The organism is Nonomuraea sp. NPDC049646 (genome assembly GCF_044465525.1).
GTDB lineage: Bacteria > Actinomycetota > Actinomycetes > Streptosporangiales > Streptosporangiaceae > Nonomuraea.
In genome coordinates, this window is record NZ_JBITLU010000002.1 from 84,828 (window position 1) to 106,709 (window position 21,882).

Genomic DNA, 21,882 nt, shown 5'->3' on the forward strand with positions numbered 1-21,882 from the left:
GCCGCGCCGGACGGGCGAGCCCCGGCAAGCCGGAAGAGTGCGGCCGGCGGGCCGCAGGGTCATCCCGGCGTGCAGGGATCAGCGGCAGACCGTGCCGGGCGCGGGAAGCGTCCCGGAGATCAAGTAACGGTCGATGCTCCCCGTCGCGCAGGGGTTGCGCAGGTATGAGGTGTGCCCGTCGCCGTCGTAGGTCAGCACCTGCGCCCCCTTGATGCCCCTGGCCAGGCTCTTGGCCCAGGCGAGCGGCGTCGCGGGGTCATGCGTGTTCCCGACCAGCAGAACGGGCGGCGCCTGGGTGATGTGCACCGGCCGCTGCGGATTGGCCGGCGGGACGGGCCAGCCCAGGCATCCGGCCGTCATGTCCCAGAACTCCGACGTCCCGCGCATGTGCGGGGCCCTCCGGATGACGTCCCGAGCCCGCGTCCTGAGCTGCGGGAACGCCTTGATCTCCGGGTCGATGTCCTGGCAGAGGACCGCCCGGTAGGCCGAGGTCGTCGCAGGGTTGTCCAGCGCCTCGGCCCGCATCTGCCCGAAGATCACCGCATCGCCCTGCTCCGCCTGGACGATGCCCCGGGCCAGACCGCCGTTGAAGTCGGGGGCCATCGTGAGCATCGCGTACGCGACGTAGCGCAGTTCGTCCGCCGTCAGCGGACGCCCGCCGGTCACCGGGATCGGGCTCTGCGCCGCCTTGCGCACCAGCGCATCCCACACCTGCGGCACGGACCGGCCGTGCAGCTCGCATTCCTGCGTCCGCTCGCACCACCCGGCGAACCTGGCGAACCCGTCCTCCACCGCCGCCGCGGCCTCGCGCACCATCCGGCGCGAGCTCATGCCGTGATCGACGATCCCGTCCAGGGCCAACGCCCGCACCCGGGTGGGGAACCGCCGGGCGTACTCGGCGCCGAGCAGGCTCCCGTAGGAGCGTCCCAGGTAGCTGATCCGGTCCTCGCCCAGCGCGGCGCGCACCGCGTCGAAGTCCCGGGCCACGCTGCCGGTGTCCATGTGCCGGATCAACGGCCCGCAACTGTCGCCCACGGCCCGGTTGTGCGCGACGAGCCGGTCGTACTCCCGCCGCGTCCCAGGGAACTGCGTGACGGCCGGATCGTGCACCGCCTTTCCGCATTGGAGCTGCTCGCTGCCGCCGACCCCGCGCGGGTCGATCCCGACGAGGTCGAACCGCTCGCGCAACTCCTCGGAGAAGTAGTACGGCGCCCAGTCCCGTACCAGGTCGGCCGCGCCCGTCCCTGGCCCGCCCGGGTTGTAGAACAGCGTCCCGATCCGTTGTCCGGTGGCCTTGCGTCGCGTCATGTTCAGCGAGATCTGCGGGCCGTCCGGCTTCGCCCAGTCCACCGGCACGGCGAGGCTGCCGCACCCGGCCCCTGGCTCCGTTCCGCAGGCTCGCCAGTCGATGGCTTCTGCGGTGATCGCACCTGCCCGGGTCGCGGCCGCGGGGGCCGCCGGGACCGCTGCCGCGATCAGCGCCAAGCCCGTGATGAGGGGGGTCCATTCCATGATCTGGATCGTCCCCCGCCGACCGGCCTCCGCCATCGGCCTTTCGGGCGATCGTGTCGGCCGAACGGCCGACGATCCCGGGCGGTCCGCCATCATGTTGAACGTACGTACAAGTTGTACTATCGTTCAACATGATGAGAGCGAAGGGGAGCCGATGACGCAGCGAGAGTTCACGCGGGCGGGGGCGCGCCAGTGGGCGGGCCTGGGCCTGCTGGCCATGCCGACGGTGCTGCTGGGGCTGGACGTGACCGTCCTGTACCTGGTGGCGCCGAGCATGGCGGCAGACCTGTCACCGTCCGCCACCCAACTGCTGTGGATCATGGACGCCTACGGGTTCCTCGTCGCCGGGTTCCTCATCACCATGGGCACGCTGGGCGACCGGATCGGCCGGCGCCGGTTGCTGCAGGCCGGGATGGTCGCCTTCGCGGCGGTCTCGGTGCTCGCCGCGTTCGCCCCCACGGCCGAGCTGCTGATCCTCGCGCGAGCCCTGCTCGGCGTGGCCGGGGCGACGCTCATGCCCTCCACGCTGTCGCTGATCTCGAACATGTTCCCCGACGCGCGCCAGCGTGCCGTCGCGGTCGGCGTCTGGGCCACGATGTTCGCGCTCGGCATGGCCGCCGGGCCGATCGTGGGCGGGGCCCTGGTGGACTCCTTCTGGTGGGGAGCGCCGTTCCTGGTGGCGGTGCCCGTCGCCGTCGTCGTCCTGGCGGGGGCGCGCGCCCTGCTTCCCGAGTACGCGGCCCCGTCCGGCGGCCGGGTGGACCTGATCAGCGTCGGTCTGTCCCTGGCGGCGATCCTGCCGGTCATCTACGCCGTCAAGCACATCGCCTCCGAGGGCTCGGGCGGCCCGGCCCTCGTCTGCGCCGGGGCGGGCGTCCTGGCCGCGATCGTGTTCGTACGCCGCCAGCGCCGCCTGCCCGATCCGCTGCTGGACGTGACGCTGTTCGGCAACCGGGCCTTCGTCGTGGCCCTGGGCGTGCTGCTCATCGGGCTGGCCGGGGTCGGGGGCTCGATGTACCTGGTCACGCAGTACCTCCAGCTCGTCGAAGGGCTCACGCCCTTCGTCGCGGGGCTCTGGATGGGACCGCCGGCGCTGGCGATGTTCGCCGCCGCCATCGGCGCTCCTCTGGTCGCCCGGCGCCTCCGTCCCGGCTCGGTCATGGGCGCCGCCCTGGGGGCGTCCCTCGCCGGTTACGCGCTGCTCGCCACCGCGGGGCTCGACGACGAGGTCCCGGTGTCGGCCGGTTTCACGTTCGTCTACCTGGGGCTGGGCGCCCTCGCCGCGCTGGGCACCGACATGGTGGTGGGCGCGGTGCCGGCCGCGCGGTCCGGGTCGGCGGCGTCGATCTCCGAGACGGTCCAGGAGCTCGGCATCGCCATCGGCGTCGCCCTGCTCGGCAGCCTCACCACCGCCGTCTACCGCGCCCGGGTGACGGTGCCCGAAGGGCTGACGCCGGAGAGCTCCGGCCCCCTCGCCGACAGCCTGAACGCGACCGCGGCGATCACCGGCAGCCTGCCGCCCGGAACCGTCGAGGCGGCCCGGCACGCCTTCACCAGCGGGCTCAACGTCGCTTCCCTGGTCGCGGGGGTCGCCATCGCCGCCGCCACGGCGCTGTGCCTGGCGATGCTGCGCCACGTGCCCCCGCTCGGGGCGGCGCAGCACGGCGACACCGACGTCTGAACGATGGGCCGACTATCCTGGGCCTCGTGCCGAGGAGCAGCAAGGACGACCCCGTCGACGGACGTCGCGCACGTGGCGAGAAGCGGCGCGCGGAGATCATCGAGGCCACCCTCGCCGTGGTCACCCGCGACGGCGCGGCCGGCGTCACCCATCGCACGGTCGCCAAGCAGGCCGGCACCACGACGTCCCTGAGCACCTACTACTTCGCCACCCTCGACGACCTGCTCGTCGCCGCCCTCACGACCGTCGCCGACGCCTACACCGCCCGCATCCGCGACATCATCGACACCCCCGGCGACAAGCTCAGCGGCCTGGCCCACCTCATCGCCGAGTCCGCCGGCCCCGGACGGGAACGCGCCCTGGCCGAACGCGAGCTGGCGACCCTGGCCGCCCGCCGCCCCGCGCTGCGCCCGGTGGCACGGCGCTGGCGGCAGAACATCGCCGAACTCGCCACCACGCTCACCGACGACCCCGCCGCCGTCGCCGCCCTCGTCGCGGCCTCCGACGGGCTGTGCACCGCGATCCTCCTGGACAACGTGCCCGCCGACCCCGACCACATCCAGGCCGTCCTGCAACGAGCCGTCCGCAACTGAGCGTCCAGGGACGCCGCTGCGGGCGGCTTCACGTCATGCGGAGGATGACCTTGCCGGTGGTGCGGCGGGAAGTCAGGGCGGTGAGGGCGGCGGCGGCCTGGTCGAGCGGGTATTCGCCGCCCACCATCGGGTGGACGCGTCCCGAGGCGGCCAGGGCGAGCAGGTCGTGCAGCGGCGCGGCGGCGGCGCTGCCGGGGAGGCGCAGGTGGGCGCCCAGCCAGTAGCCGCCGACGCTGATGTTGCGCTCGCTCAGGATCCCGGGGTCGACGGGGCCGGGGTCGATCCCGCCGGAGGTGCCGTAGGTGACCAGACGGCCGAAGGGGGCCAGCGCATGGGGGGCCGCCTCGAAGACGGGGCCGCCGACGGCGTCGAGGATCACGTCGGCCAGGGCGCCGTCGTTGGCTTCGCGGACGCGTTCGGCGTAGCCGTCGGCGTCGCCCGGGACGGCGGCGTCGGCGCCGAGCCGCAGGACCAGGGCGCGCTTGTCGGCGGTGGAGGCGGTGCCGATGACCCGTCCGGCGCCGAACTCCTTGGCCAGCTGGATCGCCAGGTGGCCGACGCCTCCTGCTGCGGCGTTGACGACGACGGTCTCGCCGGGACGGACCCGCGCAGCCGTACGCAGCAGGTGCCAGGCGGTCAGGCCCTGGACCAGGAGGGCGAGCGCGGCGCCCGCGGGAACGTCCTCGGGGATCTCGACCGGATCCTGCGCCAGCGCCCTGGTGGCGAAGGCGCCGCCGGCGAAGGCGAGCATGCGGCGACCGTCCGGGGCGCGGCCGACGACCTCGCTGCCCGGGACGAACGGCAGTCGCGGCGGCAGATAGGTGCCGCGCAGGCGTTCGGCGTCGGCGAAGTTGAGACCGGCGGCCTCGACGTCAAGGAGGATCTGGCCAGGGCCCGGCGTCGGGTCGGGCAGGTCGGCGGGGGTCAGGACCTCGGGTCCGCCAAGGCGTTCTGCAACCATCGCTCTCATGCCGTCAACGCTAGGAGCCGCACGGTTGCGCAGGTAGCGGGCGGGACTTGTGGATGAGGCGGCATGCATGAAGAGTCTTCATACATGCCGCGGCGGCCCGGCAGGGGGTCAGCGCGCCGCGTCGGGCATGCGGACCGTCAGGTACGGGTGCGGCTGTTCCAGCCACTCGCCGGTCAGCCGTGCTCCCGTGGTCCGGTCGATGACCGCGAGCATGGCGGCCGATCCGCGCCAGTCGACGGACACAGGATTGTCGGTGTCGTAGGGGATCAGGACGGCTCTGGGCGACGCCGGCTCATGGAGCTGGTACGGCGCGCCCCCGCCGAGCCGGACGGCGAGCTGGTCCAGAGGCAGTTCCTGTCCGCTGTCGGGGCTGCCCGGGGTTCACGCATCGCTCCTTCGCTCGCCGGCGCCGCGGCGCGACGGACCGGTTGGGGCGAGCAGCCGGTCGACCAGCCCGTCGAGGTAGTCAGGGGTGAGCGGGCCCGCGCCGAACAGGACGCGCATGTAGATCGGCGCGAGGAGATGGTCCAGCACCTCCAGTACGTCGGGCGGCTCCTCGCCGCGGCCGCGGGCGCGGTCGAGGACGGCCTGCAACTGGCTGGTCCGGTCGGCCAGGAGCTCGTCGCGCGCCTTGAGGCCCTGCTGACCCTCGCCTGACAGCGCGAGGGTCAGCCGCACCAGCGCCAGGCCGTCGGGGCCGGTGACCTCGCGGGCCACGTTGGCGGCGTGGGTGCGCAGGTCGCCGGCCAGGCTGCCGGTGTCGGGCATCGGCGACTGCGTGTTGAGCCGGGTCAGCAGCACATCGCTGAGCAGGGCCTGGAGGTTGCCCCACCGGCGGTAGAGGCTGGTGTCGGCCACGCCCGCGCGGGCCGCGATGTCGCCGATCGTGAAATGCCCGTAGCCGCGCTCCCTCACCAGCTCGGTGACGGCTTGATGCACTGCCGCGCGGACCCGGGCGCTGCGCCCGCCGGGCCGCTTGGCCCGCCCCTGCTCATCCATGCGTCCACCTTAACGCAGTTGAGACTTGCGTTAGGGCCTTGGAAGGTCTACCTTAACGCAGTCACCAACTGCTTTTAGGAGAGATGTACGTGAGAGCGTTGCTCACCCTGACCTGCGCAGGTCAGTTCATGGTGCTGCTCGACAACACGATCGTCGGCGCCGCCCTGCCCGACATGCAGCAGCGGCTGCACACCGGGCTGACCGGGCTGCAGTGGATCGTCGACGCCTACGTCCTGCTGGTGGCCATGCTGCTGCTGTCGGGCGGCGTCTTCGCCGACCGGTTCGGACGGCGGCGGGTGTTCCTGGCCGGGGTGGTGGCGTTCACGGCCGCCTCGGTGGTGTGCGCGCTCGCGCCCTCGCTCGGCTGGCTGATCGCCGGACGGGTGCTGCAGGGCGTCGGCGCCGCGGCGCTGAGCCCCGCCTCGCTGGCACTGCTCACCGCCGCGTATCCCGGCCCGAAGGAGCGCGTCAGAGCGATCGGGTTGTGGGCCGGGTTCAGCGGCATCGGCCTGGCCGCCGGGCCGCTGGCGGGCGGCATCCTGGTGGAGTCCTTCGGCTGGCCCGCCATCTTCCTGGTGAACGTGCCCATCGGGGCGGCCCTGCTGCTGGCCGGGTGGCGCGTGCTGGGGGAGTCCCGCAATCCGGGCGCGCCGCCGATCGACGTCCCCGGCACGATCCTGTCCGCCGCGGGCGTGGGCGCCGTGACCTACGGCCTGATCGAGGGCGGTTCCCGCGGCTGGACCTCGCCGGTGATCCTGGGCGGCTTCGCCGCCGGACTGGTGCTCCTGGTGGCGTTCGTCGTGGTCGAGGGCCGGGTGCCGACGCCGATGCTGCCGCTGCGGCTGTTCCGTCAGCGGCTGTTCACGGTGTCGAACACGGCGATGGTCGTGGTCGGGTTCGCGCTGATGGGGTCGTCGTTCTTCTTCTCCCAGTTCTTCGTCTACGTCCAGGGCAGCTCGATCCTGGTCGCCGGGTTGCAGACCTTGCCCGTCTCGCTGGCCATGGTGATCGTCAGCCCGTACGCGGGCCGGCTCGCGGCCAGGTACGGCTTCCGTGTCGTCGCCGGCGTCGGCCTGGCGCTGGCCGGGCTGGGGCTGCTGGCGCTGGGCTTCGTCCACGCCGACACCGGCTACGGGAACGTGTGGTGGCGGCTGGCGGTCGTCGGCACCGGGTTCGCGCTCACCATGTCGCCGCTGACCGGGGCCGCCATCCAGGCGGTCAGCCCGCAGGAGGGCGGCCTCGCCTCGGGCGTCAGCAGCACCACCCGGCAGATCGGCGCGGTGCTCGGCGTGGCGGTGCTCGGGGCGATCGTGCACACGCGGGAGTCCGGCGGCGCCTCGTTCGAGTCCGGCCTCGACAGCGCCTTCCTCGTGGCGGGCGCCGTGACGCTGGCCTGCGCCGTCCTCACCGGCCTGTGGCTGACCGCGGCCCGGACGCCGGGCGGCGTCCAGGCGAACAGCCGGGAGGCCGAGGAGTCGGCGAGCGTCCGGTGACGGCTCGTCCCGGTCGGCTTGGTTGAGCCGCTCGGCGTGAGGCTGCCGGGCTCCGGAGTGTCAGTGGGGTCTGCGACCGTGTGCGCATGGGTGAGCTGGTCGAGCGGGTGGACGAACAGGACCGCGTGCTGGAGGTCGTGGAGCGCGCGGAGGCGGTCCGCCGGCGATGGATGCATCGGATCGCGACGACGATCTGCCGCGATCCGGCGGGGCGGATCCTCGTGCTGCGCCGAGCCGACGGGCATGTTCGCTTTCCCGGCCACTATGACGTGATGGTGGGCGGCGCCGTGGGCGTCGGCGAGTCGTACGAGGAGGCGGCGGCCCGCGAACTGGTCGAGGAACTGGGTGTCGGCGTCCCGGTCCGATTCCTGGTCAAGTTCCTGTTCCAGGGCGGGATGGGCCCCGTCTGGTTCGGGGTGCACGAAGCTTTGATCGCCGAGCCGTTGACTCCGGACCCGTCCGAGATCGCCTGGCATGCCTGGGTCACGGAGCCCGAGCTGCGGACGGTGGTCGATCGAGGGCCTTTCGTCCCAGCCGGACTACAAGCCCTGCGCCGGTGTCTCGGCCGCTCGGCTCGGTGATCGGGAGACGAAAAGCCTGCCCGCCGGCCGTCATCCCACCTTTCAGCGTTACCCGCGCACCGCCGCACGCGGCCGGGTTCGCCGTGTCTGGCGGTTGAAAGCGCGTTGCAGGCGGTCTGCCGCTCAATAGTGCTCAAGTCCGCATACAACAGGAGGTTCCGATGAACCGCAGCTTGCGCACCCTGTTCGGCCTGACCGCCACCGCCGCGGCCATCGCCCTGACCGTCCCGGCCATGAGCGGCGCCGCGAACGCGTCGCCGGCCTCGCCGTCCGGCCTCAACGACACCAGTCACGCCCATGATCTCGCACAGGCGCGCTCATTCCTGTTCACCTACACCTTCAACAACCACCTCAAGGTCGCCGGCGGCAATTTCACCGTCGACCGCCGCGTCTTCGTCGCCGTCAAGTTCAACAACGGCGTCACCAAGTTCTCCAGGTGGGTGATCGCCCGCACCCACCCCGTCACCCCCGGCGGCGCCGTCTACGTGGAGACGACCATCGCCGCGCCCTGCTCGGGAAGCAAGAACGGCTACGCGCAGGCCTACGACGAGGCCACCCGCACCTGGTCGCCGCGCCTGCCGGTGACGATCTGCCAGCGCATCGACTGACGGAGGAGATCCGCCAGGTCGCTGAACGGCACATTTCTGCGGCTTGACTGACGATCGGGGCGCGAGGGCCGCTCCGGTACTGTGACGTCGCATGACCGACACCGAGATCGTGGTCACCGCTGACCTGGTCCGTGACTTGCTGCGGGAGCAACATCCGGACCTCGCCGGGCTGGCCGTCCGCGAGGTGGCGGGCGGCTGGGGCAACCAGATGTGGCGCCTCGGGGACGAGCTGGCCGTGCGCATGCAGCGGATGGACCCCACCCCGGAGCTCCAGCTCAAGGAGCGGCGGTGGCTACCCGTGCTGGCCCCGCGCCTGCCGCTGCCGGTGCCGACCCCGGTGCGGTTCGGCGAACCGTCCGCACGCTTCCCCAAGCACTGGACCGTGATGACGTGGGTGGCCGGCGAGCCGCTGGACCACGGCTCGATCAGCCGGGGCGACCACGCGGCCGACACGCTGGCGGGCTTCCTCAGGGCGCTTCATCGGGAGGCGCCCGCCGACGCCCCCGTCAGTGCGGACCTCGGCGCTCACCCCAAGAGGTGCACGAGCGGCTTCGAGCAGTTCCTGCAGGCCATCGACCCCGACGCGCTCGGTGACGTCGGCGCCGTCCGTGCCGTGTGGGCCGATGCGGTCGCCGCCCCCGAGTGGGCGGGCCCGCCGGTGTGGGTGCACGGCGACCTCCATCCCGCGAACGTCGTCGTCTCGGACGGAACGCTCTCGGGCGTCGTCGACTTCGGTTGCCTGTTCGCCGGCGATCCGGCGTGGGACCTGGCCGCCGCATGGGTCCTGCTTCCCGAAGGCACGGCCGCGCGCTTCTTCGACGCGTACGGACGTGCGGACCAGGCGGCGATCCGGCGCGCCCGCGGGCTGGCCGCCATGAAGAGCCTCTTCCTGCTGCTCATGGGGCAGAGCGGCGATCGGGGCCATCCCGGCGGCAAGTCGCACTGGGGGCCCGCGGGCCGCGCGGCACTTGATCGTGTGCTGAAGGGCGTCTGACGCGCACTTCCCGCCCGCGCTCTCGATTCGTGCACTTGCTCGCCGTCCATGCCACAACCGCCCTCGTCGCGCAGCCCAGGACACGCGTGAAGACGGCTTCGACGACTGGCACCTGGTCTTCAGGCGTCAGCGGGGGCGCAGCGGAAGCGGTCGCGGTGTCGGGTGGCCGCCGCCGCGGGCGGGGCGGCAGCAAGGAGCAACTGTTCGCCGCCGTGCTGACCTGGGCGCTGCAAGCTCGCCGAGGCAGTGCCGCTGGACGAGGCCCTGGCCGGCGACCTGCCGGAGTACGCCGGCCGGGTGTACGACTACCACCGTGAGCATCCGCAGTTCATCCGCCTGCTGCACTGGGAGGGGCAGCACCGCTGCCGACCTGTCTGAGCGCGGCGTTGTGCCCGATGTCACGGGCGCGCAGGTCGTCGTGGTAGGCGCGGACTTCGGGGTCATGCCGGATGGCGCAGCCGGCTTGGAGGTGGAGGGCGTCGACGAGGTGGTCGTTGTGCACGAACCGGGCGTGGACGGTGCGCATCTTGCCGGATCGGCGGGTGATCGGGCTGGTTCCCGCGTAGTTCTTGCGTGCTTGGCACTGGCGTAGCGGCCGGGGCGTCCCCGAACTCGGCGAGCACCCGGGCGCCGAGAACGCCCCCAAGACCGGGCTGGCTGAGGATGACCTCAGCGTCCGGGTGCCGGCCAAAATGCGCCTTGACCTCGTCTTCGAGGGTCTTGATCTCGGTGTTGAGGGTAGTGATGACCACGACCAGGGCCCGGACCTTCGAGGTGTGGGCGGTGGCGACCAGGCCGGCCTGGCCCAGTTGCTCCGAGCGCAGCACGTTCTGGATGGCCTGGGCCCTGGCCGGTAGCTCCCGTTAGGAGCAGGTGACCAGGACGATGGATATGACGGTGCAGGTGGCCGAGGCGCTGTCATTGGCCGGGTTGGGGTCGGCGGGGGTGCTGGTGGTGCGCACTCCGGTGACGGTGACCTGGCCCAGCGACAGCAGCGACAGCGGGATCCGGAAGGTCTTGTCCACCGACGCTCCGCTGGCGATGGCGCCGTAGGCGCAGGTGACGGTGGTTCCAGCGCTGGTGCAGCCGGTCGACAGGTCGCTCGCCGACGCGCCGGTCGGCAGGGTCGCGGTCAAGGTGGCGGAGGCGAGCGGGCTGGGGCCGGTGTTGTCTGCGGTCAGGGTGTATTGCAGGTAGGGGACCAGGATGCCGAGGTGGGGCTGAGCGCCCAGGTTCACGTCGATGTCGGCGGCGGCCACTGTGGTGTTCCCGGCGTCGCTGTTGTTGGCCGGGTCAGGGTCGGGTTCGGTGCCGGAGACGGTCGTGGTGGCGGTCAAGGTGCCGACGGCGGTGGGGGTGACGGTGATCGTGATCGTCGCGCTGGCGCTGGCCGCCAGGGTGCCGAGCGGGCAGGTGATGGTCGGCGCGGCGATCGCGCACGAGCCCTGAGACGGTGTCGCCGATCCGATCGTGCGGGCCACACCGGACAAGGTGGTGACCGCGGAGACGCCGGTCGCCGAACGGGGCCCGTTGTTGGCGACGGTCACGGAGTAGGTGACAGGCGTGCCGGGGGTGACCGGGTCGGCCGAGTCGGTGACGGTGACGGCCAGGTCGGCCCCGGGCGGGGTGTAGGTGATGGTGATCAGGCCGTTGCCGGATCGCACGCCGGTCTGGAAGACGGCCCCGGCCGGGCCGTAGCCGCTGCCTCCGCCACCGCCCGCCGAGGCCCTGGCGTAGGTCGGAGCGCCGGCGTATTCGCCTCCACCGCCCCCACCGCCGCCGTACCAGCCGCCTCCGCCGCCGCCTCCGCCGGCGCCGGAGGGCCCGCCGGGCACCTCCGCGCCTCCCGCGCCGCCCGTACCGGCCGTGCCGTCGGCTCCGGCGTCGGCTCCGTAGCTGCCGGCGCCGCCGCTTCCACCGGCCGAGGATGTCCCTCCGCCGCCGGGGTTGGACCCGAGGCTCGAGCTGCCGCCGGGGGCACCGGCGGCACCGCCTCCGTCCCCTCCGGCGCCCGCGGCGACGCGGGTGTAGTTGCCACCGCCGCCACCGCCGCCGGCCACCAGCACTCGGTCGTCCAGGCCGTAGCCGGGGCCGGTGCGCACGTCTGAGGCGCCGCCGCCCGCGCCGCCGTCGAGGTACCCAGAGATGTTCCCGCCCTTGCCGCCGGGGCCTCCGCCGCCGTAGCCGCCGGTCCCTCCGACGTTGATCTGGAGCTCCTGCCCGGGGGTGACGGCCAGGGTGGCCTTGACCTCCCCGCCCAGGCCGCCCGCGCCACCCGGGGTTTCGCCGGGCCCGGCCTGGCCCTGGGCGCCGAACGCGTCCACCTCGATCGAGGTCACATCATCCGGCACAGTGAACGTCTGCGGGCCACCGGTGTAGGTGAACGTCACCGTCGTGTCGGCCTGGGCTGCCGGGGCGACCGCGGCCAGGCCACCGGTGGCCAGCGCCAGAGCCAGCGCGCCCCGCAGGGCCAGCCTGGTCAGACGGCCCTGCGGGCTGCGCCCGCGCAGGGAGATGTTCGTGGTCGAGGGCATGAGGAAGGACTTCCCTTCGGCTTCGCCGCCTCGGCCGCCCGGTCCCTGTCGGACCGCGCTGCACAGCCGGGCGCCCAGACACGGCGGCGCGCACCTGCCCGGTGTCCCCGAACCCCGACTTTCATCACCGAACAGAACAGTTCAACGCCATGTCACGGTGAAACTCTCATCGATCATGTGGGCGCGACAGTCACCCGTCCGCGCACTAACCGCTGTCTTCTCGGGCGAATCATTAGTCACCCCACGCTTATAGCGTTTCCGTCTTGTCTGCGCTAAAAGCCGCCTATCGGGTCGTACAAAGATGAAAGAGGAGGAGTCGCGCTATCTCCGTAAAACCCGGAAAAGCCGGGTCGGCGGCCGCAGCCGCCAAGGGCGAGAAAGGTGCAGTGACGCCTATGACCTGTGACGTTGCCCGTTCGATTTCGGCGTACGCGGTTTGACCGGGAGGGCCGCTGCTACAGGTACTGGCCCGCCTCAGCGCTGTCCGCGGACGTGGTGCCCTCCAGCCGGGCTGGGATACGGGAGTAAACAATCGCGGCACCCGCTCCGAACCGGTTTGTTGTTCTGGTCAGTGGTCGGTGATGAGCGCGTCCAGGGCGGCGGCCTTGTCGGCTTCGGTCGGCAGGGCGTAGCGGCGGGTGGTGTCCAGAGAGCCGTGGCCGAGGAGTTCGGCGACCAGGACGGGGTCTTTGCCGTCGCGGATGAGCTGGGTGGCGAAGGTGTGGCGCAGGACGTGCGGCCCGAAGGGCTCGGCGGGGTCGTCGTTGATGCCGCAGGCCTCGCCGAGGCCGGTGATGATGTCGCGGGCGGCGCGGTCGGTCAGGCGGCCGCCGCGCTGGTTGAGGAACACCGCGGTGCTGTCGGCGCCTTTCCATTCGGCGCGGGCCTGGAGCCAGTCGGTCAGGGCCTGGCGGAGGTCGGGGTGGACGGGCAGGTGGCGGATCTTGCCGCCGTCGCGGCCCTTGCCGCGGATGCGCAGTTCGCCCTTGCGGGCTGACAGGCGGATGTCGGCCAGGTCGAGGCCGACGACTTCGGCGATGCGCAAGCCCGCGAAGTAGGGCAGCAGCGCGAGGGCTTTATCGCGTGGGGCGGCGGTGAGCTGGACGTGGCGGACGTAGCGGCGGGCCCGTCGTTGGTCCAGGGCGCGGGGTGCGGTGCGGCGGGAGTCGCGTTCGCGGCGGGCCTGCGGCTTGCCGAGGCCGCGGCGGGCGTAGAAGTCGTCGAGGGCCGACAGGTAGGTGTCGATGGTGTTGGGGGCACGGCGGCCGTTCTTCAGGTGCCGGCGGAAGCCGCGCACCGCGCCGGTGGCGGCGATGGGGTCGGTGAGCGGGTCGCCGTCGAGCGCGCCGGCCTCGGCCTGGTCGGCGAGCCAGGCGAGGTAGCCGCGCAGCCGGGAGCGATACTTGGCCTTGCTGGAGTCGGCCAGTGGTGAGCCATCGAGCGCGGTGGCGTACTGGTCGAGGATCGCCGCGTACGGGCCGGGAAGCGCGACCGCAGGCGACCGGCTGGTGTTTCCGGAAGCTGTTCCGGGAGGCTGGGAAATCTCTACGGGCGCGTTTCCGGAAGTCACTCCCGGAGTTTACTTCCGGAATCGCGCAATTCCGGAAGTCATGACGTACGCTGAAGGTACCGAGGTCTTTTCGAGCGTTGGCATTCAGGTCTGCGTCGCCCCCGGCGAACCACCACCGGCCCTCTTCGCAGGGCCCGGACAGGTCAGGCAGATCATGACGCCGACGCTTCTTTCCTACTCCGCGCCTCTCAGCGCCGCCCCCTCCGCGGTCCCGCGGGTCGATTCCGCGCTACGCCTCAGTCTCCGGCCGGTGCCGAATCGGCGGGCGGTGGTGGACGGGGCCTGGTGGCCCTCCTCCCGCGACGCGGCCGCCGAACTGCCCGGCCTCATCGCCGCCGTCGACCGGCTGCTGGATCGCATCACGCTCCGCATCGGCGTCCATGGCGATGCGTGGCAGAACATCCCGCGCCGCATCCCGGCACGCGGGCGCCAGGTCCGCATCGGCTGGTTCCGCCACACCGACCCGCGCGTGATCACTCTCAGCTTCGCCGCCGGCGAGCCGGTCGTCCTGCTGATCATCCCTGCGGGCACCGTCGCCGGCGCCGCCAAGGCCACGCTCAAGCTCACCGCCCAGGACATCGCCGGTTTGAGCATCGACGCCCTCCTCACCCTCGCGCACCTGCCGGGCGACCCCGCTCCGCGGGCCTCGGCCGACGGCTCGGCCCGCTGGGAGGACGAGGGCGGGTCGGTCATCGGGCAGGCGGCGCAGCCATCCATGGGACGGCCGGCGCCGTCGCCATGACCCGTGCCGCCTGCCGGCCGGATCGAGCGGTCCTGGCACCGCCCGTACTGGCGGCGGGCCGATCTCCGGCCGGCAGGCATCTCATCACCTTTCAGCTTCTCCCGTGAGGAGACACTCCATGACCGTCATCGACACCGCCCCGCTCGCTGGGGCCAGCGCCTCAGCGCCGACCCTCGTGCACCTGTCGGGGGACATCGACATCTTCACCACAGCCCGGCTGCGCAAGCGGCTGATCACCGCCCTCGACCACAGCACCGACCTGCTTGTCCTGGATCTGTCCCGGGTCACCTTCTGCGGGGCCGGCGGGATCGGCGTGCTGGTCTGCGTGCAAGGCCGTGCCCGGGCGCGGGGCATCACGCTGGCCCTGACCGGCGTTCCGCCGCGCATGGCCCGGCTGCTGCGCATCACCGGCCTGGACCACCGCTTCCCGGTCATGGCGTGACCTGCATACCGAGCGTCACCCGCACCACCGCCGGGGAGGGCTATGACGGCAATGCGCCGTTCCCCCGCCCGGCTGCACCCACGCGGGCCGGTATCGTCCCGGTGACGCTGACCGCGGCGATCGTCATCGCGTCGTTCATCGCGCTGGGCGCCGGCATCTCGCTGGCGTGGGGAAGCGGGATCACCCTCACCGACCTGCTGCTGGCCGCCTGACCGGGCTGGGGGTGACGGTCGGCTTCCACCGGCTGCTGACCCACCGCTCCTTCACTGCCCGCCCGTGGCTGCGCATCGTACGGGCCGCGGCCGGATCGATGAGCGTTCAGGGCAACCTCATGGGCAACTGCGCGGTCCAGCCCACGCCCATTTGGGCTGGCTTTTCTCCAGCGTGCCCACCTCGGCCGCACGGTATGCCCCCGACCTGCTGCGCAACGATCCGGCCATGCTGCGGATCTCCCGCGCCTTCCCCGCCTGGTGCGCCGCCTCCTTGCTCCTGCCGTTCGCGGCGGGCTGGGCGATCAGCGGCAGCCTCTACGGTGCTCTGACCGCGTTCATCTGGGCCGGACTGGTCAGCATCGCGTCCTTCGGGGAAAGCTGGCACAACGGCCACCACAGCCAGCCCGGCTGCGCCCGGCACGGCCGCGGCCCCCGCCAGATCGACCCCTCCGCCGGGCTCATCCGCCTGTTGGAACGCCTGCGCTGGGCCACCAACGTGCACTGGCAGCCCGCCGACGTCCTCGGCCACCCACGCATGGTGGCCGGCAAGCACACACTGCGCACCAGCAAGCTCGGGGGACGTTAGCCCTGGTCAGCACGCATGAAAGGAGCTCGTTCCACATGGAGGAGACGATCCATTGTGAGGGGAGGGGGCTCCACGGGGAAGGCGTCAAGGTGACGGGTGATGGTGAGCGGATGCTGGGCGGCCTGCTGGACGCCACTCAGCTGTCCGCGATGGAGGCGATCCGGATCGACGCCACCATGGCCGGGCGCGCCTTCCGCGACGTGGAGATCGTCGAGGCCCGGCATGTGCTGGATCCCGCCGCTCCCGAGAGCGTCCCTGCCTCGCCGGTCGGCGAGGGGCCGCAGCGGCTATGGGTGCCGTTGCTGAGCGGCACCGAACGGGTCGGCGTCCTGGGAGTGAGCGTGCAGCGGGGATATGAGCGCGCGGCGTTGCTGGCCGGCCGGCTGGCCTCGCTCCTCTCGCTGCTGCTGGTCAGCAAGAGCCCCTGCAGCGATTCCTACGCCCGTTTGGTCCGCGCCCGGCCGATGACGTAGTCGGCCGAGGTGTTGTGGAACCTGCTCCTGCGGATCCCCGAGCTCTACCAGACCGCCCTGTGGTTGCACCCACCCCACGCCGACCTGCTCATTCCGCTGGCACCATCCCCGATCGGGCGCGAGGGCCAGGTCACACCACCACCGGTGTTCTTCCGGGAACTCGCCGCCCGTGCCCAGGACTACAGAGCTCGCCAGCCCCGCGACCGGGAGCCGGCCTGACGCCATCCGCCCGCCCTTGCACCCACGCACAGCGCTCCCTGGCCGTGGCCGCACTGCTGCACAATCTCCTGAACCACCCGGGTCGGCGAGGCTCCTTCCGGGCGGCGGGCCCGCCGGATCACTCCGGGGCCGGGCGGGCCGTCCTGACTTCTCCGTGCAGCCGGGCCGGGTCGGCTGCGGTCACGGCCGACTTCCCGTCCAGGTGCCGGCCCTGTCCGTACGCCGCGGCGAAGGCCGCCTCGCCCAGCGCGGCCCGCGCCCGGCGGCCGAGCTCGCCGGCCTGCCGATCGGTGCGGTCGTGAGCGCCGCGCAGCCGGGACGCGGCGCCGAGCAGGACGGCCGAGTCGTGATGCCGTCCCTGTGCCCCGGCGTACGCGGCGGCGTTCACCGCCACCAGCGACAGGATCGGCAGGTCCCCGGTCCGCACCGGCGCCGCGTACGCCTGCTCCAGCGCCTTCGCGGCGCCGGGCAGGTCGCCGGTCTCCAGGCAGAGCCAGGCCCGCGCGCTGCCGACCAGCGTGCGCACGTGGTCACCGGCGAACGCGGTGTCGCCGTCGAGGTCCCGTTCGGCGTCGTCCAGCAGCGCGCGCCCGGTCCAGGTCGCCGAGCCGCAACCGGAAGCCGGCCTCCCACGCGTCGAACAGGGCCGACGCTGCGCGCTGGGTCGTCGGCTGCGACGGCGGACGCAGCACGGTGCGCGGGCTCGCTGGCTTCGCGTTCACCGGCACAGAGCCGCAGTTCACCGGCTACGTCGTGCTCGCCGCCGTCGCCGACCCCGAGAAGCTGCGTCCCGGGTTCAACCTGACGCCGGCAGGCATGTACCTCCGGACGCCCGCGGAGGGGTACGTCGGCATGCTGGAGTTCGACGGCGGCGCGTTCGACCGCTCACGGCAGCCGACCCGCGACCATCTCCAGGCGGTCCTGCGCCGGGTCTCCGGCACCGACGTGACGCTGACCGACGTACATCTCGCCTCAAGCTTCACCGATCGGGCGAAGCAGGCGACGACCTACCGGCAGGGGCGCGTCCTGCTCGCGGGCGACGCCGCGCACATCCACTCTCCCCTCGGGGCGCAGGGACTCAACCTCGGCATCGGCGACGCCATGAACCTGGGCTGGAAGCTCGCGGCGACCGTGCACGGGCACGCGCCGGACGGGCTGCTCGACACCTACACCGCCGAGCGCCGTCCGGTCGGCGCCCGGGCGCTCGACTGGACGCGCGCCCAGACGGCGGTCATGCGGCCGGACGCGCACGGCCAGGCGATCCAAGGCGTCGTTCGCGACCTGATCGGGACCCGTGACGGGGCGACGTACGTCCACGAGCGGACGTCGGGCTCGTCGATCCGCTACGACCTCGGCGGCGACCACCCGCTGACCGGCCGCAACGCCCCGGACCTCCGTCTTGGGGACGGCGCCCGCCTCGGCGACCTCATGCGGGACGGACGAGGCGTCGCCCTCGACCTCAGTGTCGACCGGCGCCTGCGCGATCCGGCGACGAGGTGGGAGAGCCGGATCCGGTACGCGGATGGGGCGGCGGGAGACGACCTCGGAGCGGCCGCGGTGCTCGTCCGGCCGGACGGCGTGGTCGCCTGGGCGGGCGACCCTGATCGTGAGGGGTTCGAACGGGCCGCGAGCCGGTGGTTCGGCCGTCCGGCGAGCGGATCGGGAGCCGCCTGAACGGCGCAACACGTGCCCGGCGCATGACGATCACCCTCCGGGCGGAGAGCACCGTGATGTTCACCGGCGACTCCGTCACCGACTGCCGGCGGCTGGGTCTTCGGGGCCGGCTACCCGCTGCGCTGGCAGGCCGACGTGCTCGACGCGCGCCCGGACGTGGTGTCGATCCTCGCCGGCGGCGACGACCTGGGCCGGCACACCTGCGACCCGGACGGCCACGTGATCTCCGCGGAGGACTGGGTTCTCGGGGCCTCCGGGCACAGGAAGGCGCGGATCAGGCCGTGGGTGCGGTCGCGTGGACGAAGTCCGCCACCGGAGTGGGTGTGATCTGCGGGTACCGGTCGTTGTCGAGGGCGGCGAACTTCCCCTTTCCCGTCACCATGCACCACTGGTACTGGAGGGCGACGTAGTCGAACGGGTTACGGGTCCGGGCGGCCTGGCGTTCGATCTCGGCGCGCAGCTCGTCGGCGGTGCCGAGGCGCCGCAGCTCCAGCGTGCGGCCCGAGCCGCGCTGAACGGCCTCGTGGAACTGCCGCATGGACAGCACGTCACCGGCGAAACGCAGCGTGCCGGTGGCCTGCCGGTCCAGGGCGACGGCGGCGGTGTAGGCGGCGGTGTCGGCCACCGAGGTCAGGTCGAGCGGCTGATCGGGGTCGCCCCAGTGCGACAAGGTGCCCCGCTGCCAGTCGACCAGGCCCATGAAACCGACCATCACCTCGTAGAACGCGCCGTTGAGCACGGAGATCACCTCAAGGCCGGCGTCGGCGTACTCGGCGGCGGCACGGCGACGCCAGTCGGTCATGACGTTGTCGCCGTCGTCGAGCCTGGTCAGGTCGATGGCGAAGTCGGAGGGGATGAACCGGCGGGCACCGGCCTTCGCGGCGGCGCGCGCCAGGTTGGCCTGGCCGTCCACGATCACGTCGGGGCCGCCCTGCACGACCGAGATGACGGTGACGGCGTCGCCGACGGCCTCGGCCAGCGTCTCGGCCGGGTCGGTGACGTCGCCTTCTGTCACCTCCACGCCGCGCGACCGCAGCGCTGCGAGCGCCGCCTGCTTGGTCGCGTCGGCGCCGGGGCGGACCAGGGCGCGGACGGTGGCGCCCTGGTCGAGAAGGGAACTGACGATCTGGCGGCCGAGCAGGCCGGTGGCACCGGCCACGAAGACCTTGGAAGTGGACATGTTCATCGGCTCCTTTTCGAGAGTGAAATCGGTGTTCGCCCAGGCCGGTTACGGCTCTTGGGGCGTGATGGGGTCCGTGCTGCGCGGGGAAGGAGAAGGGCCGCAGGGAAGGCGCTTTCCGATGGCGGCCGGGTTCGACGTCGCGGCCCCCGGGGTAGGGGCCACGCGTACTTCCGCAGCGACGGCGTGTGTTTCGTGCTATCCGTGACGCGTGGTCATGCGCCCTTTTTGATCGCCTCGGCGAAGGCGGCGAGACCGTCGGCCAGATGCTCGACGTCGGACGGTGCCCAGCCCTCCATGAGCGCGGCGACGGCGGTCGTCCGGGCTTTCCAGAGTTCGCGGATGGCGAGCTTCCCCTCCCGCGTGACGCTCACCAGCCGCGCCCGCGCGTCGTCCGGGTCGGGCTGACGCTCGATGAACCCGCGTGACTCCAGCCGTTTGGCCGGGGGCGAGAGCGTGGACTTGTCCACCTCCATCAGTTCGGCCAGCACCGACAACCGCACGGGGGCGTGCAGGGAGATCTGCGCGAGCAGCGTGTAGTCGCCCAGCGACAACTCCAGCCCGGAGGCGGCCATGATCCGTCGCCGCGTCGTCGGGGCGAACATCCAGTTGCCCACCGTGGCCAGCGCCGCCGCCACCCGATCAGTCGCCTCCCGCAGCCGGACGTCCCCGTTCTCCGCCGATCCCGCCACCCCGACCCCCTTCCACGATTGGTTGGTTGGCTCAAACCAACTATAGGAGAGCGTGGCGGTTCATGCAAGTGCATTCACCCCGATCGAGTGCGACCGTGCACGACATGCTCAACGACAGGAGTTCCCATGACGGACGACATTGCCCAGGGCGGCCCCGGGCCGGCCAGGACATTGCGGCTGGCGGTTGCGCAGAGCACGGTGCCCGGGGATCCCACCGAGCCCGGTGCGCTGCGGGAGAGCGGCGCGGAGGTGCGCGGCCTGATGCGGGAGGCGAGCGCGGCCGGGGCGCGGCTGGTGCAGTTCCCGGAGGGGGCGATCACGTATCCGAGCAGGGACGTGATGTGCTCGGGGCCGTCCGGGACGCTGAGCGCGGCGGACTGGAGCCGGGTCCGCTGGGACGTGCTGCGCGAGGAGGCCGAGTCGATCGCCCGCCTGGCAGGACGACTCGGGCTCTGGGTGGCCTTCGGCTCGATCCACCCGCTGACCCGGCCGAACCGGCCGCACAACAGCCTGTACGTGGTCTCCGACCAGGGCCGGCTGGTCACGCGGTACGACAAGCGGCTCTTGTCGAACACCGAGGTGTCGTTCATGTACGCGCCCGGTTCGTCCCCTGTCGTCTTCGAGATCGACGGCCTCCGGTTCGGGTGCGCGCTGTGCATCGAGGCCGAGTTCCCCGAGGTGTTCGCCGAGTACGAGCGCCTGGACGTGCACTGCGTGCTGCTGTCGGTGATGGTCGACGACGCGGCGCGCGCGGTGGTCGCGCAGGCGTACGGGAGGCTGTACGGCTACTGGCTCGGGTACTCCGTCCCGGCGCAGTTCAGCGCGACCGTCCCGTCGGGGATCGTCGCGCCGGGCGGTCGCTGGCTCGCGCGCTGCCCGGCGGACGGCCGCCCCGCCCTGGCCGTGGCAGATCTCGACCTGGACGCGCCGGACGCGGACATCGACGTGTCGGTCCGCCTGGCCCGGCCCTGGCGACGCCGGGCACGCGCCGGCCTCCATGACGATCACCGGGTGCCGGGAGACCCCCGCAGCGAGACGCGCACGACATTCTGACCGTCGTCAGGCCAGGCCGGCCGGCTGACGCGCATGCCGAGCTGTCACCGCGCCTCAGGGGCCGATCTCTCGACGGCGTCGAGGAAGCGTGTGCCCCAGTTCCGAAGGTAATCGACGAACTCCGGCGGCTCCAGAACCTCGAACTCGGCGCCGATGTTGCCCAGGGCCTGCGTGGGCCAGTCCAGGCTGGTGGAGACCATCGTGAGCCGGCATCGATCGGGGGCGACCGGCTCGATCTCACCCCACTGGCCGGCCGTGCGGCGCACCTGTTCCGCCGATGCGTGAACCAGCGCGACGACGGTCTTGGCCGTGGGGACCCGGGCCGCGGTGCGGACGAACGCGGCGGCGTCCCCGCCGGGCAGCGGCCGTGGCAGGAAGGAGGCGCCGGTGTTGGATGGCCGGGTCAGCCGGTCGAGGCGGAAGCTGCGCCAGTCGTGCCTGGTCAGGTCGTAGGCCACCAGATACCAGCGGCCCCCGAGCGCCACGAGGCGATGGGGCTCCACCTCGCGTTCGGTGCGCCCGCCGGCGCGTGTGACGTAGTGGAAGCGCAGCCGTTCCTGGTCCCGGCACGACTGGGCGATCATCGTCAGCACCTCCGCCGGGATCACCGGCCCGGCCGAGGCCGCCGAGACGGTCATCGCGCGCAGCGCGTTCACCCGAGCCCGCAGGCGGGGCGGCAGGACCTGCACCACCTTGGTCAGCGCGCGCACCGCCGCCTCCTCCAGCCCCGCGATGCCGCTCTGCGCCGCGTCTCCCATGCCGACCGCCAGCGCGACCCCTTCCTCGTCGTCGCAGCAGCGGCGGCAGCACGGCCCCGGGCGCCAGCTGGTATCCGCCGTCGGTGCCTCGGGAGGCGTGCACGGGATAGCCCAGCTCGCGCAGGCGATCGACGTCCCGGCGGAGGGTGCGTTCCGAGACGCCGAGCCGCTCGGCCAGATCCGCGCCCGGCCAGTGGCGGTGCGTCTGCAGCAACGACAGCAGGGTGAGCGTGCGGGAGCTGGTGTTGGCCATATCCCTGATTATCCGCGCACTTCCGGTCAGAAAGTGGCCGGAAGCCTCCCTAGAGTGGTCACC

Annotated in this window: 26 protein-coding genes and 2 pseudogenes; 17 read left to right on the top strand and 11 right to left on the bottom strand. The window is 72.4% G+C overall.

Features of this window, described 5'->3' with window-relative positions:
- Positions 1-78: 78 nt before the first annotated feature.
- The gene (locus ACIBQ8_RS05130) at positions 79-1,512 is read right to left on the bottom strand and encodes an alpha/beta hydrolase (RefSeq protein ID WP_397191176.1); all 1,434 of its coding nucleotides are present in this window, start codon (positions 1,510-1,512) and stop codon (positions 79-81) included.
- A 154-nt stretch (positions 1,513-1,666) separates the two neighbouring features.
- Here ACIBQ8_RS05130 and ACIBQ8_RS05135 point away from each other — a divergent pair, with 154 nt between their 5' ends.
- Both ACIBQ8_RS05135 and ACIBQ8_RS05140 read left to right on the top strand, forming a co-directional pair.
- Complete coding sequence (locus ACIBQ8_RS05135; RefSeq protein ID WP_397191177.1) at positions 1,667-3,193, top strand: MFS transporter; 1,527 nt, start codon at positions 1,667-1,669, stop codon at positions 3,191-3,193.
- Between the two features lie 26 nt (positions 3,194-3,219).
- Positions 3,220-3,786 (top strand): TetR/AcrR family transcriptional regulator, encoded by a 567-nt coding sequence (locus ACIBQ8_RS05140; protein WP_397179930.1) that lies wholly within the window; start codon positions 3,220-3,222, stop codon positions 3,784-3,786.
- A 28-nt stretch (positions 3,787-3,814) separates the two neighbouring features.
- Here the strand turns inward: ACIBQ8_RS05140 and ACIBQ8_RS05145 are convergent, their stop codons facing one another.
- The 3 genes from ACIBQ8_RS05145 to ACIBQ8_RS05155 form a co-directional block, all read right to left on the bottom strand.
- The gene (locus tag ACIBQ8_RS05145; RefSeq protein ID WP_397191178.1) at positions 3,815-4,756 is read right to left on the bottom strand and encodes a zinc-binding alcohol dehydrogenase family protein; all 942 of its coding nucleotides are present in this window, start codon (positions 4,754-4,756) and stop codon (positions 3,815-3,817) included.
- Between the two features lie 108 nt (positions 4,757-4,864).
- On the bottom strand, positions 4,865-4,999 hold the full coding sequence (locus ACIBQ8_RS05150) for a hypothetical protein (RefSeq protein ID WP_397179932.1): 135 nt from the start codon (positions 4,997-4,999) through the stop codon (positions 4,865-4,867).
- Between the two features lie 138 nt (positions 5,000-5,137).
- Positions 5,138-5,755, bottom strand: a complete 618-nt coding sequence (locus ACIBQ8_RS05155) for a TetR/AcrR family transcriptional regulator (RefSeq protein WP_397191179.1) — start codon at positions 5,753-5,755, stop codon at positions 5,138-5,140.
- Between the two features lie 89 nt (positions 5,756-5,844).
- Between ACIBQ8_RS05155 and ACIBQ8_RS05160 the strand changes: the two genes are divergently transcribed.
- From ACIBQ8_RS05160 to ACIBQ8_RS05180, 5 genes are all read left to right on the top strand, one after another.
- The gene (locus tag ACIBQ8_RS05160; protein ID WP_397191180.1) at positions 5,845-7,248 is read left to right on the top strand and encodes an MFS transporter; all 1,404 of its coding nucleotides are present in this window, start codon (positions 5,845-5,847) and stop codon (positions 7,246-7,248) included.
- A gap of 86 nt (positions 7,249-7,334) precedes the next feature.
- Positions 7,335-7,829, top strand: a complete 495-nt coding sequence (locus ACIBQ8_RS05165; protein WP_397191181.1) for an NUDIX hydrolase — start codon at positions 7,335-7,337, stop codon at positions 7,827-7,829.
- 161 nt (positions 7,830-7,990) lie between these two features.
- Entirely contained in the window at positions 7,991-8,437 is a 447-nt protein-coding gene (locus ACIBQ8_RS05170; RefSeq protein WP_397179936.1) for a hypothetical protein, read from the top strand.
- A 91-nt stretch (positions 8,438-8,528) separates the two neighbouring features.
- Positions 8,529-9,431, top strand: a complete 903-nt coding sequence (locus ACIBQ8_RS05175; protein ID WP_397191182.1) for an aminoglycoside phosphotransferase family protein — start codon at positions 8,529-8,531, stop codon at positions 9,429-9,431.
- Positions 9,432-9,677: 246 nt separating this feature from the next.
- Entirely contained in the window at positions 9,678-9,809 is a 132-nt protein-coding gene (locus tag ACIBQ8_RS05180; RefSeq protein ID WP_397179938.1) for a hypothetical protein, read from the top strand.
- Here the strand turns inward: ACIBQ8_RS05180 and ACIBQ8_RS05185 are convergent.
- Positions 9,760-9,957, bottom strand: coding sequence for a hypothetical protein (locus ACIBQ8_RS05185; RefSeq protein ID WP_397191183.1), 198 nt, complete (start codon positions 9,955-9,957; stop codon positions 9,760-9,762). The two genes, ACIBQ8_RS05180 and ACIBQ8_RS05185, sit on opposite strands and share 50 nt — an antisense overlap.
- A gap of 218 nt (positions 9,958-10,175) precedes the next feature.
- On the opposite strand from ACIBQ8_RS05185, the gene ACIBQ8_RS05190 reads away from it, so the two are divergent.
- Positions 10,176-10,298, top strand: a complete 123-nt coding sequence (locus ACIBQ8_RS05190) for a hypothetical protein (protein ID WP_397191184.1) — start codon at positions 10,176-10,178, stop codon at positions 10,296-10,298.
- Here ACIBQ8_RS05190 and ACIBQ8_RS05195 read toward each other — a convergent pair.
- Together ACIBQ8_RS05195 and xerC are read right to left on the bottom strand one after the other, a co-directional pair.
- Complete coding sequence (locus ACIBQ8_RS05195; RefSeq protein ID WP_397191185.1) at positions 10,295-11,965, bottom strand: CARDB domain-containing protein; 1,671 nt, start codon at positions 11,963-11,965, stop codon at positions 10,295-10,297. The two genes, ACIBQ8_RS05190 and ACIBQ8_RS05195, sit on opposite strands and share 4 nt — an antisense overlap.
- Before the next feature lie 568 nt (positions 11,966-12,533).
- Positions 12,534-13,535 carry a tyrosine recombinase XerC gene (gene xerC / locus ACIBQ8_RS05200; protein WP_397191186.1) on the bottom strand — a complete coding sequence of 334 codons (1,002 nt, stop codon included), beginning with the start codon at positions 13,533-13,535 and terminating at the stop codon, positions 12,534-12,536.
- Positions 13,536-13,689: 154 nt separating this feature from the next.
- On the opposite strand from xerC, the gene ACIBQ8_RS05205 reads away from it, so the two are divergent.
- From ACIBQ8_RS05205 to ACIBQ8_RS05230, 6 genes are all read left to right on the top strand, one after another.
- Complete coding sequence (locus tag ACIBQ8_RS05205; RefSeq protein ID WP_397191624.1) at positions 13,690-14,277, top strand: DUF5994 family protein; 588 nt, start codon at positions 13,690-13,692, stop codon at positions 14,275-14,277.
- 118 nt (positions 14,278-14,395) lie between these two features.
- Entirely contained in the window at positions 14,396-14,719 is a 324-nt protein-coding gene (locus tag ACIBQ8_RS05210; protein ID WP_397191187.1) for an STAS domain-containing protein, read from the top strand.
- Positions 14,716-14,931, top strand: a complete 216-nt coding sequence (locus tag ACIBQ8_RS05215; protein ID WP_397191188.1) for a hypothetical protein — start codon at positions 14,716-14,718, stop codon at positions 14,929-14,931. Before ACIBQ8_RS05210 ends, ACIBQ8_RS05215 begins: the two co-directional genes overlap by 4 nt.
- Before the next feature lie 172 nt (positions 14,932-15,103).
- Entirely contained in the window at positions 15,104-15,517 is a 414-nt protein-coding gene (locus tag ACIBQ8_RS05220) for a hypothetical protein (protein WP_397191189.1), read from the top strand.
- Positions 15,518-15,552: 35 nt separating this feature from the next.
- Complete coding sequence (locus ACIBQ8_RS05225; RefSeq protein WP_397191190.1) at positions 15,553-15,990, top strand: hypothetical protein; 438 nt, start codon at positions 15,553-15,555, stop codon at positions 15,988-15,990.
- Between the two features lie 9 nt (positions 15,991-15,999).
- A complete protein-coding gene (locus tag ACIBQ8_RS05230; protein ID WP_397191191.1) occupies positions 16,000-16,209 on the top strand; it encodes a hypothetical protein in 210 nt (69 codons plus the stop codon).
- A 118-nt stretch (positions 16,210-16,327) separates the two neighbouring features.
- Here the strand turns inward: ACIBQ8_RS05230 and ACIBQ8_RS05235 are convergent, their stop codons facing one another.
- Positions 16,328-16,735, bottom strand: coding sequence for a hypothetical protein (locus ACIBQ8_RS05235; protein WP_397191637.1), 408 nt, complete (start codon positions 16,733-16,735; stop codon positions 16,328-16,330).
- A 140-nt stretch (positions 16,736-16,875) separates the two neighbouring features.
- Between ACIBQ8_RS05235 and ACIBQ8_RS05240 the strand changes: the two are divergent.
- Positions 16,876-17,412 (top strand): annotated as a pseudogene (locus ACIBQ8_RS05240) (FAD-dependent monooxygenase); the annotation flags it as partial.
- Between the two features lie 30 nt (positions 17,413-17,442).
- Positions 17,443-17,883, top strand: coding sequence for a hypothetical protein (locus ACIBQ8_RS05245; protein WP_397191625.1), 441 nt, complete (start codon positions 17,443-17,445; stop codon positions 17,881-17,883).
- Positions 17,884-18,157: 274 nt separating this feature from the next.
- Here the strand turns inward: ACIBQ8_RS05245 and ACIBQ8_RS05250 are convergent, their stop codons facing one another.
- The gene (locus ACIBQ8_RS05250) at positions 18,158-19,063 is read right to left on the bottom strand and encodes an NmrA family NAD(P)-binding protein (protein WP_397191192.1); all 906 of its coding nucleotides are present in this window, start codon (positions 19,061-19,063) and stop codon (positions 18,158-18,160) included.
- 215 nt (positions 19,064-19,278) lie between these two features.
- Positions 19,279-19,755, bottom strand: coding sequence for a MarR family winged helix-turn-helix transcriptional regulator (locus ACIBQ8_RS05255; RefSeq protein WP_397191193.1), 477 nt, complete (start codon positions 19,753-19,755; stop codon positions 19,279-19,281).
- A gap of 126 nt (positions 19,756-19,881) precedes the next feature.
- Between ACIBQ8_RS05255 and ACIBQ8_RS05260 the strand changes: the two genes are divergently transcribed.
- Positions 19,882-20,808 (top strand): carbon-nitrogen hydrolase family protein, encoded by a 927-nt coding sequence (locus ACIBQ8_RS05260; protein WP_397191194.1) that lies wholly within the window; start codon positions 19,882-19,884, stop codon positions 20,806-20,808.
- A 44-nt stretch (positions 20,809-20,852) separates the two neighbouring features.
- On the opposite strand, the pseudogene ACIBQ8_RS05265 reads toward ACIBQ8_RS05260, so the two are convergent.
- Positions 20,853-21,819, bottom strand: a pseudogene (locus ACIBQ8_RS05265) (helix-turn-helix transcriptional regulator).
- Between the last annotated feature and the right edge of the window lie 63 nt (positions 21,820-21,882).